This window comes from Tropicimonas sp., assembly GCF_047971885.1.
Taxonomy (GTDB): domain Bacteria; phylum Pseudomonadota; class Alphaproteobacteria; order Rhodobacterales; family Rhodobacteraceae; genus Tropicimonas.
The window spans coordinates 17045-27845 of sequence record NZ_JBKEAE010000151.1 but is presented as its reverse complement, the minus strand read 5'-3'; the positions used below and the strand labels follow the sequence as shown (position 1 = coordinate 27845).

Annotated in this window: 11 protein-coding genes; 6 read left to right on the top strand and 5 right to left on the bottom strand. The window is 66.2% G+C overall.

Annotated features, from left to right (window positions below):
• The first annotated feature begins 72 nt into the window (after nucleotides 1-72).
• Nucleotides 73-1188 carry a pyridoxal phosphate-dependent aminotransferase gene (locus ACK5IR_RS13020; protein ID WP_416929589.1) on the top strand — a complete coding sequence of 372 codons (1116 nt, stop codon included), beginning with the start codon at nucleotides 73-75 and terminating at the stop codon, nucleotides 1186-1188.
• Nucleotides 1189-1214: 26 nt separating this feature from the next.
• Here ACK5IR_RS13020 and ACK5IR_RS13015 read toward each other — a convergent pair whose 3' ends face one another.
• On the bottom strand, nucleotides 1215-2432 hold the full coding sequence (locus ACK5IR_RS13015) for a pyridoxal-phosphate-dependent aminotransferase family protein (protein WP_416929587.1): 1218 nt from the start codon (nucleotides 2430-2432) through the stop codon (nucleotides 1215-1217).
• A 216-nt stretch (nucleotides 2433-2648) separates the two neighbouring features.
• On the opposite strand from ACK5IR_RS13015, the gene ACK5IR_RS13010 reads away from it, so the two are divergent.
• On the top strand, nucleotides 2649-3293 hold the full coding sequence (locus tag ACK5IR_RS13010) for a tyrosine-protein phosphatase (protein WP_416929585.1): 645 nt from the start codon (nucleotides 2649-2651) through the stop codon (nucleotides 3291-3293).
• Complete coding sequence (locus tag ACK5IR_RS13005) at nucleotides 3290-5095, top strand: ABC transporter ATP-binding protein (RefSeq protein WP_416929583.1); 1806 nt, start codon at nucleotides 3290-3292, stop codon at nucleotides 5093-5095. The genes ACK5IR_RS13010 and ACK5IR_RS13005 overlap by 4 nt, the downstream gene beginning before the upstream one ends.
• On the opposite strand, the gene ACK5IR_RS13000 is transcribed toward ACK5IR_RS13005, so the two are convergent.
• Nucleotides 5056-5763 carry a TIGR04283 family arsenosugar biosynthesis glycosyltransferase gene (locus ACK5IR_RS13000; protein ID WP_416929581.1) on the bottom strand — a complete coding sequence of 236 codons (708 nt, stop codon included), beginning with the start codon at nucleotides 5761-5763 and terminating at the stop codon, nucleotides 5056-5058. The two genes, ACK5IR_RS13005 and ACK5IR_RS13000, sit on opposite strands and share 40 nt — an antisense overlap.
• A gap of 66 nt (nucleotides 5764-5829) precedes the next feature.
• Here ACK5IR_RS13000 and ACK5IR_RS12995 point away from each other — a divergent pair, with 66 nt between their 5' ends.
• Both ACK5IR_RS12995 and ACK5IR_RS12990 read left to right on the top strand, forming a co-directional pair.
• Nucleotides 5830-6585 carry a YgfZ/GcvT domain-containing protein gene (locus ACK5IR_RS12995; protein ID WP_416929579.1) on the top strand — a complete coding sequence of 252 codons (756 nt, stop codon included), beginning with the start codon at nucleotides 5830-5832 and terminating at the stop codon, nucleotides 6583-6585.
• On the top strand, nucleotides 6573-7376 hold the full coding sequence (locus ACK5IR_RS12990) for a fructosamine kinase family protein (protein ID WP_416929577.1): 804 nt from the start codon (nucleotides 6573-6575) through the stop codon (nucleotides 7374-7376). Before ACK5IR_RS12995 ends, ACK5IR_RS12990 begins: the two co-directional genes overlap by 13 nt.
• Nucleotides 7377-7464: 88 nt before the next feature.
• On the opposite strand, the gene efp is transcribed toward ACK5IR_RS12990, so the two are convergent.
• Entirely contained in the window at nucleotides 7465-8028 is a 564-nt protein-coding gene (gene efp, locus ACK5IR_RS12985) for an elongation factor P (protein WP_416929575.1), read from the bottom strand.
• 214 nt (nucleotides 8029-8242) lie between these two features.
• Between efp and ACK5IR_RS12980 the strand changes: the two genes are divergently transcribed.
• Nucleotides 8243-8563, top strand: coding sequence for a DUF6280 family protein (locus ACK5IR_RS12980; protein WP_416929573.1), 321 nt, complete (start codon nucleotides 8243-8245; stop codon nucleotides 8561-8563).
• Between the two features lie 109 nt (nucleotides 8564-8672).
• Here the strand turns inward: ACK5IR_RS12980 and ACK5IR_RS12975 are convergent, their stop codons facing one another.
• Nucleotides 8673-9020 carry a hypothetical protein gene (locus ACK5IR_RS12975; protein WP_416929571.1) on the bottom strand — a complete coding sequence of 116 codons (348 nt, stop codon included), beginning with the start codon at nucleotides 9018-9020 and terminating at the stop codon, nucleotides 8673-8675.
• A 302-nt stretch (nucleotides 9021-9322) separates the two neighbouring features.
• On the bottom strand, nucleotides 9323-10678 hold the full coding sequence (locus tag ACK5IR_RS12970) for a TolC family outer membrane protein (protein WP_416929569.1): 1356 nt from the start codon (nucleotides 10676-10678) through the stop codon (nucleotides 9323-9325).
• Between the last annotated feature and the right edge of the window lie 123 nt (nucleotides 10679-10801).

Below are 10801 nucleotides of genomic sequence, written 5' to 3'. Positions count from 1 at the left end.
CGACACACTATCCGAGCAGCGCCGTACCGCAACCCTTGCGGTGCGCGCGGCGCTCGGCATAACGTTTGCGTCATGACCGGACCCCGCCTGACGCCGCTTGCCGCCGCCCTGCCCGCAACCGTTCCCTTTGTCGGGCCCGAGGCGCAGGAACGCGCCCGTGCGCGCCCATTCATCGCGCGGCTCGGCGCCAACGAACTGGGTTTCGGCCCCTCGCCCGCCGCGGTTGCCGCCATCGCGGGAGCCGCTGCCGAGGCGTGGAAATACGGGGACCCGCAGGCGCACGACCTGAAACAGGCGCTGGCCGCTCATCACGGGATACCGCCCGAAACCATCACGGTGGGAGAGGGTATCGACGGCCTTCTGGGCTATCTCGTCCGCCTGCTGGTCGCACCGGGCGATGCGGTCGTCACCTCCGATGGCGCCTACCCGACGTTCAATTTCCACGTCGCGGGACATGGCGGACAGTTGTTCAGGGTGCCCTATCGCGAGGACCGCGAAGACCCCGCCGCATTGCTGGCCGAGGCCGGGGCGGTCGGGGCCAGGCTGATCTATCTGGCCAATCCCGACAACCCGATGGGCACGTGGTGGCCTGCCGAGGCGGTGTCGGCCACCATCGATGCAATCCCGGACGGCTGCCTGCTGGCGCTCGACGAGGCCTATGTCGAATTCGCCCCCGAAGGTATCGCACCGCCGGTCGATACCACCGATCCGCGTGTGATCCGGCTGCGCACCTTCTCCAAGGCGCACGGGCTGGCCGGCATGCGGATCGGCTATGCCATCGGCCATCCTGACCTGATCGGCGCCTTCGACAAGGTACGAAACCACTTCGGCGTCGGGCGGCTGGCGCAGGCGGCCGCGCTTGCCAGCTTGCGCGATACGGCGCATCTGGCGACGACGCAGGACAGGGTTGCTGCAGCGCGCGACCGTATCGCCGCCATCGCCCGCGACAATGCGTTGTCGGCGTTGCCGTCGGCGGCGAATTTCGTCGCGGTCGATTGCGGCGGGGATGGCAGTTTCGCCCGGACCGTCCTGAACGAACTGATCGCGCGCGATATCTTCGTGCGCATGCCGTTTGTCGCGCCGCAGGATCGCTGCATCCGGGTTTCCTGCGGTCCTGCGGAAGAACTGGACCGTTTCGCGGCCGCGCTGCCCGGGGCGCTGACTGTGGCATCATCCGGTGCCGGCTGATAGCGCGAGATCACACGATCAGCCTGTCAGGACCGGCGGCTTGCGGTGACACCCTCGGCCAGAACTCCGGCGGCAGCTTCCAGTGCGCCGGGTCCATGCGGAACCTCAAGCGCGTGCAGCGCCATCCCGACCGCCCCCAGCGCCCCCATGACCATATGCGCATTGACATGGCCCATATGGCCGATCCTGAAACTGGCGGCCGATTGCGGATCCTCGTCGGTCTCCATGCCCAGCCCGATCCCGAGCGTCACGCCGGCGTGGCGCGCCGTCCAGTCCTGGATCCGGCGGCCGTTGTCGCCGCCGGCGCGGATCGTCGTCACCGCATGGCTGCGCATCGCCGGATCGGCGATGTTCATCTCCATTCCCCCTGCACGCCCCCAGGCATCAAAGGCCGCCCAGACCCCGCGCGCGAGGGTCGCGTGGCGACGCCAGACAGCCCCGATCCCCTCGTCGAGGATCATGTCCAGCGCCGCGCGCAAACCGTAAAGGTGATGGGTCGGCGCGGTGCCGCAGAAATACTGGTAGAAGACTTCGGGCGTGGCGCGCGGCCGCCAGTCCCAATAGGGCGTGACGAGACCGGCCGCCTCGCGCGCCCTGTCGGCCCTGGCGTTGAAAAAGACAAAGCCCAGCCCCGGCGGCGTCATCAGCCCCTTCTGGCTTGCAGCGACCATGGCATCGACGCCCCATTCGTCCATGCGGAACTCGTCCACCGCCAGCGAGGCGATACAGTCGATGACCAGCAGCGCCGGGTGGCCGGCCCGGTCGATGGCGGCGCGCAGGCCGCGCACGTCGTTGCGGACCGATGTTGCGGTATCCACCTGAACCGTCATCACCGCCTTGATGCTGTGCGTGCGGTCGGCCCGCAACACGGCCTCGACCTCTGCCGGGTCGATGGCCGACCTGCGCCCGAAATCGAGCCGCCGCACACTGACCCCCAGCCGCTCGGCCATATTCGCCCAGCCATGGGCGAAAAGACCGGTGGCCGGCACCAGCACCCGGTCGCCCCGGCTGAACAGGTTGGTCAGTGCCGCCTCCCAGGCGCCGTGACCATTGGTGATATAGATCGCAACCTCTTGGTCGGTACACGCCACCCGCTTCAGATCGGGCAGCAGGCTGGCAACCATATCGATCAGCTCGCCCGAATAGATATTGGGCGATGCCCGGTGCATCGCGTTGAGCACCGCATCGGGCATCACCGACGGGCCGGGAATGGCAAGATAGGGGCGTCCGCGGGACAACGACATCGGTCGGGCTCCTTTCGGGAAACCGGCCGCACACCCGAATCCGGTGCTGCGATCCGGCCACTCCTGGCTGCTTGCCCTGCGCCGGCGTCTTGCGCTAGACCCCCGCGGTACTATTTCATTCATTCTTCGCGGCTTTTGCCGGGCAGCCACATCCGGGAGACGGCCGAATACATGCACCAACGCCTTGCCTCCTGGTTCAGCAGCCTTGAACGGCACATGCGCGCACCTGACGGCGCCGACCTGTCGGATCCGGCCTTCCGGCGGCGGGCGTGGTGGCATTTCCAGTTGTTCGACCATGCCGCGCTGCGCATCCTGTGGAGCAATTTCGACAAGGTGGCCGATGGCGTCTACCGGTCGAATCAGCCCTCGCCGGCGCAGTTGCGCCGCTACAGGGAGCGCGGCATCGTCGCGGTACTGAACCTGCGTGGGGCTGACGGAAACGGCGCCTGGCTGTTCGAGGAGGAGGCCTGCCGCGCGCTTGGGCTCGAATTGCGGGTGGCACGGATATATGCCCGCAGGGCGGCGAAAGGACCCGAGATAACCCGGCTGATCGATACCATGCGCGACATGCCCCGTCCTTTTGTCATGCATTGCAAATCCGGCGCCGACCGGGCCGGGCTGGCAGCGGTGCTGTACAAGGTAGTCATCGAAGGCGCACCGCTGGCCGAAGCGCGCAGGCACCTTTCGATGCGCTACCTGCATTCGGACCGTACGGCGACCGGGATCGTCGACCACATTTTCGACCTCTACGAGGCGCGGAACGCCGAAGAGCCGATCGGCATGGAAACCTGGTTCCGCACCGAGTACGATCACGCGGCCGTGACAAGAAGCTTCGAACGGAAACATACAGGCGGAAGATGAGCAAGCCCCGGCAGGACCTCGGCGACAGCGTCGACCAACTCGACCATCACGAACAGATGCGTCTGCTGCGCTGGCTCTGGCGCAGCTATCTGCGCCGGTACCTGCCCGTCATCGTTCTTGCCGCCATCCTGATGTCGGTCGAAGGGTCGATGCTGGGGCTTCTCAGCTACATGATCAAACCGATGTTCGACGATGTTTTCATCGGCGGCAATTCCGGCGCGATGCTGTGGATCGGGCTGGCCATCGGCGGGGCGTTCATCACCCGGGCGATCGCCAACGTGTCGCAGCGTGTCCTGATCACCCGCACTTCGGCCAGGATCGTCTTTGCCATCCAGACCGACCTGCTGCGCCATGTGATGACGCTCGACACGCTGTTTCACCAGAACAACCCGCCCGGCGCCCTGATGGAACGCATCCGCGGCGACACAGGGGCGATCCGCAACGTCTCGAACGTCATCGTCACCGGGGTCGGGCGCGATGTGGTGGCGCTGGTTTCGCTGACGGCGGTCATCCTGTGGATCGACTGGCGGTGGACGCTCGTCGCCTTCATCGGTGCGCCGCTGATGATCCTGCCGTCGATGCTGGTGCAGCGCTTCGTGCGCCAGATCACGCTGACCCAGCGGCTCAACGCGCAGCAGATGGTGACCCGGCTCGACGAGATTTTCCACGGTATCACGCCGATCAAGCTGAACGCGCTCGAGGCCTATCAGGCCGGGCGCTATTCGGACCTTGCCGACAAGCAGATCGAGACCGAGACCCGCGCCTCTCTGGGCAAGGCGCTGATGCCGGCGCTGGTCGACATCATGAGCGGGATCGGCTTTCTCGGCGTGCTCTACTATGGCGGCAACGAGATCATGTCGGGCAACAAGACGGTGGGAGAGTTCATGTCGTTCTTCACCGCGCTTGCGCTCGCCTTCGAGCCGCTGCGACGGCTGGGCGCGGTCAGCGGGCTCTGGCAGCAGATGTCGGTCAGCCTCTACCGGCTGCGAACGCTGTTCGATACGCGCCCGACACTGACCAGCCCGGACAATCCGGCACGACTGCCCGAGGCGCTCGGCGATATCCGGCTCTTCGATGTCCATCTGGCCTATGGCGATCTGCCGGTGCTGCGCGGCGTCTCGTTCACCGCCGAAGCGGGTCAGACCACCGCGCTGGTCGGGCTGTCGGGGGCGGGCAAGTCGACGGTGTTCAACGTGCTGACGCGGCTGGTCGATATCGACAGGGGCCGCGTGACGCTTTCGGACACCGATATCCGGGCATTCGATCTGGCCGATCTGAGGGCGCAGATTTCAGTGGTCACGCAGGATGCGCTGCTGTTCGACGAATCGGTGCGCGAGAATATCCTGCTTGGCCGCACCGACGTTTCGGACCAACGGTTGCGCGCTGTCGTCGAGGCGGCGCATGTGGCCGACTTCATCGACGCCCTGCCCGACGGGCTCGACACGCCCGCCGGGCCGCGCGGTTCGGCGCTTTCGGGCGGGCAGCGCCAGCGGGTCGCCATCGCGCGCGCCCTGCTGCGCGACACGCCGATCCTGCTACTCGACGAGGCGACCTCGGCGCTCGACGCGCAATCCGAGGCGATTGTCCACGAAGCGCTGGAACGGCTCTCCCAAGGGCGGACCACGCTGGTGATCGCCCACCGCCTGTCGACGGTGCGCGACGCCGACAAGATCGTCGTGCTCGACGCCGGGCAGGTTGTCGAGGAAGGCACCCATGCCGAACTGATCGCGCGCGATGGCGCCTATTCCCGGCTTTACCGGCTTCAGTTCGACGACGAAGGCGCCCCGGAAGCGGCGGAATAGCCCCGCGCCAGCCGCTCGGGCCTGACCCCGGCGAAATAGCGCACCAGCAGCCACAGGTTGCGCCCGCCACGGCGCAACCACCCATCAGCCTCGTAGCGCGCCGCGTCGGTGCTGACGTACAGCGGCAGAAGCGCCGGGCGCCGGGCCAGTGCGCGGGCGAGAGCCACATCCTCCATCAGCGGCAGGTCGGGATAGCCGCCCATGCTTTCCAGCAGGGGGCGTGCGATCAGCAGCCCCTGATCGCCGTAAGGCAGCCCGAAAAGCCGCGTGCGCAGGTTGGCCCAGCCCGCGACAAGGCGCGGGGCAAGCCCGCTCGCCCGAAAGGACAGGCGAAATACATGGGCGCGTTCGGGCCGGGCCATCGCCGCGCTTACCTCTCTTGCCCAGCCCTCGGGCAGGCACGTATCGGCATGCAGCACCAGCAGCCAGCTGCCGCGAGCGGCCGTCGCGCCGCGTCCGATCTGCCCGCCGCGCCCCGGGGGGCCGGTCACCACAATCGCACCGGCGGCCCCGGCCAGTGCGAGCGTGCCGTCGGTCGAGCCGCCGTCGCTGACAATCACCTCGCGCAGCAGACCCGTGGCCAGCCCGTCGACCAGACCGGGCAGCAATGCGCGCAGCGCGGCTTCGGCATTCAGCGTCGGGATGATGACACTCAGCGGTGCCGACATGATAAAGCCCTGTCAGGGTGGTCTGCCGTACATTATATCTGGCAACATGGCGGCGGGAGCGGAAAAATGACGGACCAGACGGCAACGCGACGCAGCGTGCTGGCGATTGGCGGCAGCGACCGGCTCGACTTCCTGCAGGGGCTGGTGAGCAACGATGTGAACAGGCTGGTGCAGGGGTCGGTCTATGCCGCGCTGCTGAGCCCGCAGGGCAAGTACCTTGCCGATTTTTTCCTTGTCGCCGACGGGGATCGCGTCCTGCTCGATGTCGATACGGCCTTTGCCGGGGGGCTCTTGCGGCGGCTTTCGATGTACCGTCTGCGCGCCGATGTGAGCATCGGGGCAACCGACCTGCTGGTGACGCGCGGGCTGGGTGCGCGCCCCGACGGCGCCTTCGAAGACCCGCGCCACCCGTCGCTCGGCTGGCGGTACATTGCCAGGCAGGCCGCCCCTGCCGGACCCGCCGACTGGGCCGCGCTCCGCGTCGCTGCCTGCATCCCGGAAAGCGGGATCGAACTGATCCCCGACGACAGCTACATCCTCGAATGCGGTTTCGAGCGGCTCAACGGCGTCGACTTCCGCAAGGGCTGCTATGTCGGACAGGAAGTTACCGCGCGTATGAAACACAAGACCGAGCTTCGAAAGGGGCTGGTCACCGTGGACTTGCAGGGTGCCGCGCCGGTTGGAACCGCCATCATGGCAGGCGACCGTCAGGCCGGCACGCTCTTCACGCAGTCCGGGGACAGGGCCATCGCCTTTCTGCGCTTCGACAGGGCGACCGGCCCCATGCAGGCCGGCACGGCGCATATTCGGTGGAACCCCTGAGGATCGCCCGATCGCTGCTCGGCGCGGACATCGTTTCGCACCGGCGGCTGCATGGCGGGGACCTGTCGCATGTCACCCTGCTGAAACTGTCGGACGGGCGGCGGACGGTTCTGAAGACCGGGCCGCTGGTGGACCGCGAGGCCCGCATGCTTGCCGCGATCCGCGATGCCGGCGCGGCTGCACCGGCGGTGCTGGGCGTCGCGCCGGGTGTTCTGCTGCTCGAAGCGCTGGACGAAACCGCACCGTCGCCGCAGGGCTGGCGGACGCTCGGGCGCGAGTTGGGCAGGCTTCACCGGAACACCGGGCAGGACTACGGCTGGCCGGAGGATTACGCCTTCGGGCTGGTGACCATCGCCAATGGCGCGAAATCCGACTGGCCCGCGTTCTGGGCCGAGAGGCGGCTGGCGCCAGAACTTGCGCACCTGCCCTATCCGGTCGCCCGCCGTCTCGAACGGCTTCTCGCGCGGCTTCCCGATCTGTTGCCGCATGCCCCGCCGCCCGCTCTGCTGCATGGCGATCTCTGGGCCGGCAACGCGCTGTTCGGACCGGGTGGCGCGGCGCATCTCATCGACCCGGCCTGCTATTTCGGCCATGCCGAGGTCGATCTTGCGATGCTGCATCTGTTCGGCGCCCCCGGGGCGGATTTTTCCGATGGCTATGGCCCGGCGGAGCCCGGCCTGACCGGACGGCGCCCGGTCTATCAGCTCTGGCCGGCACTGGTACATCTTCGCCTGTTCGGCGGCGGCTATCGCAGGCTGGTTAACTCCTGTCTGGCCGCTCTGGGGTTCTGAGCGTTTCGAAGCGCCGGCAGACGCATCGGGCCGCCAGATGGCAGCCCGAACCCGGTTTCGAAGAATGGAACGCAGGCTTTCGCCGCGATCAGGCGCGTTCGGAATAATCCATCGTCTCGGTATTGACGATGATGTCCTCGTCCGGGCCAACGAAGGGCGGCACCATGACCTTGACACCGTTGTCGAGAAGCGCCGGCTTGAACGAGTTCGCCGCCGTCTGCCCCTTGACCACCGGTTCGGTCTCGACCACCTTGCACGTCACTTTCTGCGGCAGGGTCGCGTTCAGCGCCTCATTGTCGTAATACTCGATCTTGATGACCATGCCGTCCTGCAGGAACGGCCGGCGCTCGCCCAGGATCTCGGCTGGCAGTTCGATCTGCTCGAAGGTATCGGCATCCATGAAGACCAGCATGCCGTCGTTCTCGTACAGGAACTGCTGGTCCTTCTGTTCGAGGCGCACCCGCTCGACCTTGTCGGCGCTGCGGAAGCGCTCGTTCAGCTTCGAGCCGTTGCGCAGGTTGCGCAGTTCGACCTGGGCGAAAGCGCCACCCTTTCCGGGCTTGACGTGATCGACCTTGACCGCCGCCCAGAGGCCGCCGTTGTGCTCGAGAACGTTTCCCGGGCGGATTTCGTTTCCGTTGATTTTCGGCATGAGGTGGACCCTGCGGAGCTTGAACGCGGACTGGCGGCTTCTATATCTTGGGTGTTACTCGCTGGCAAGCAGAGGAAAGCCTTGTTGGCAGCGCTATCAGGTATGCGATATGTGCATATGAGGCATTCCAAAACGGAAATACCGAATCGAAGTAAAACCGTCATATTCGGCCACGCGCCGAAAAGACAAGAGCAAGAATAAGAAGGACGACGAGATGACCGATTTCGTTGACGGTACGGCATTCAACTATGAACAGGGCCAAAGGGCGCGCAAGCTCTTTGCCGCTGTTGTGCTTGCCGCACTCGATGATGCCATTGCCGACGATAAGAAATACGGAAACGGCCCGGAACAGATTGCCCGTTGGGCACGATCGCGCGACGGGCGCGAGGTTCTGAGTTGCGCGGGGATCGACCCCAACGAGCGCGTCGTTTCCGGCCTGATGGAATTCGTTTCCAAGGGCGTGCGGACCTCGGTCGCGCTGTCACGCGAGGAAAGCGAACGTCGGCAAGCCGCCGAACAGGCCGAAGCCGCCTGACACCGCAGCACCGCTGTACGAAAGAAGCGCACCCCACGGTGCGCTTCTTTCGTATGCGGACCCGGCAAATCCTGTCAGCGCATCGCCTTGCGCTGTCGGTGCGGCATTGTCATGCGCCGCGCTCCTCCTGCGCCCGGCGAAGCTCGCGCCGGACCAGCATCCGCACGCTGCGGGTGATCCGTTCGCCAAGCTCACCCCGCAGTTCGCGGCGCACCGCCTCGGCGACCGTCGCCTGCAGTTCCGCATTCCGGTCGGGCGATCCCGTATGCGGTACCTTGGGCGAAGCCGGAACAGGGCCGGCGAACGGGCCGGTTGCGGAGATCTTCTGCCGAACGGCACCGGAAACGCCGTCCTCCTGCAACGGACGTTTCGGATCCTGACGGCTGACCTCCAGCCGGTTGCGCCCGAAACGGACAACCGGTACGGCCCCGTCCGGTGGAACCTGCTTTCCGGACATCTCCGGCGCGGTGGCATCGGGCAGGCGATCAGGGGATTTCCCCGCACGCGGCCCATGCGCGAAAACGGCAACATCCCGCGGCGGCGGCACATCCAAGGATACGCCGGTACGATCCCTGTCGATCAGTCGGCGAATCGAAGACAGCACATCACCCGCAGATTCTGCGGCTGGAAGATTGGTCATGTCGTTCCCTCGGGTTGCGGCCGCCCGAAGGGTGGCGCGACAGGTGTCGCCCCGGGGACGCAACCGGGTGCGGCGTCAGGCGAGCGCCGGCCGGTTGCCGTTTCCCTGTCCGGGGCGGATTACTCCCTGCCGATCTTCCGAAGGACCCGGTCGAGTTGCATGCCCCGGGGCGAAAGCCGGGCCGGGGCGTGTTTGACGGCATTGTAGTAGCCGGCGGGGTCATAGGTCTGGATGCCAAGCTTCAGATGATCGACAGTCATCAGACCCATCGCAGAGAGAAGTGAATAAACCGCTACATATTCCGTCGCGATCGCGTCGATCCGCGAGGCGCGCGCATCCAGAAGCTCCTGCTCCGCGTCGAGAACATCGAGCGTTGTCCGCGCGCCGAGCGTCGCCTCTTCCCGCGTGCCGTCGAAAGCGATCTGCGCTGCGTTGATCTGAAGGTCGGTGGCACGGATCTGCGCCTTGGCCGCCTCGAGCCGCGCCCATGCGTTGCCGACATTCTCCTCGACCGAAAGGGTGGTCTGCAGCAGGCTGGAGCGTGCCGCATCGCGACGGGCGATCGCCTGGCGTTCAAGCGCCGCCAGCCCGCCGCCCTGATAGATCGGCTGCGAAAGCGTGATGCCCAACTGGCGGTATTCGTATTTTTCCTCGCTGTCGGTATTGGCCGAGATCTGTCCACTGATCGTCGGCAGATAGGCCCCGCGCGCAACTTTCATGCCGATCTCGGCAACGGTCACTTCGCGCTGCGCCTGCCGGATATCCGGATGGGTGCGCACGGCCAGCCGCGCCGCCTCGTCGACATTCGCCGCGGTCGCCGGCATGTTCGGCGGCGTCACAAGATCGCCCGGATACCGCCCGACAGCGGTGCGGAACTGCTCGCGCGCCACGTCGCGGTCGCCGCGCGCCGCTTCCAGCAGGCTGACGGCAGCCGCATGGCGGCTTTCGGCCTGCGCGACATCGGTCCGGGTGACTTCCCCGACCTCGAAACGGTCGCTTGTGGCCTGCCGCTCCTGCGTCAGCACCCGCACGTTGTTTTCGCGCAGATCGACATAGGCCTCGGCACGCAGCACGCCCATATAGGCCGAAACCGCCTGAAGCAGTATCTGCTGCTCGACCGAGCGCAGCGCCTCGCGCGTGGCCAGAACCGATTCCTTGCGCGCCTCGAGCGTGTTCCGGTTGCGGCCGCCGGCGTAGATCACCATCTCGGCCTGCAACTGGTAGGTGGCGACAAGACGATCGCCGTATTCGACCTCGCCGGTCAGCGGATTGCTGCGGCGGACGTTGTTGTTGGGGTCGGTTCCGCTCAGGTTGGCGATGAAATTCAGCGTCGGCAGCAGATCGGAAAAGGCGATTGCCACGTCATCGTCGGCAATCCGCAGCAGCGCCCGGTTCTGTTCCAGAAGGTTCGAATTCCGGTACGCATCAATCAGCGCATCGGTAAGTGTTTCTGCCGAGAGCTGAAACGGGCTCACAAAAGCCGCGGCTGCGAATACGCTCGCAAAGCCGCGCACAAGGCGCCTGCCATAAACGGTCACGAGAGCTGCTCCTTCGCGTGGTCCTGTATTTTTACGGCGACTATAGCAGCGGTGATTCGT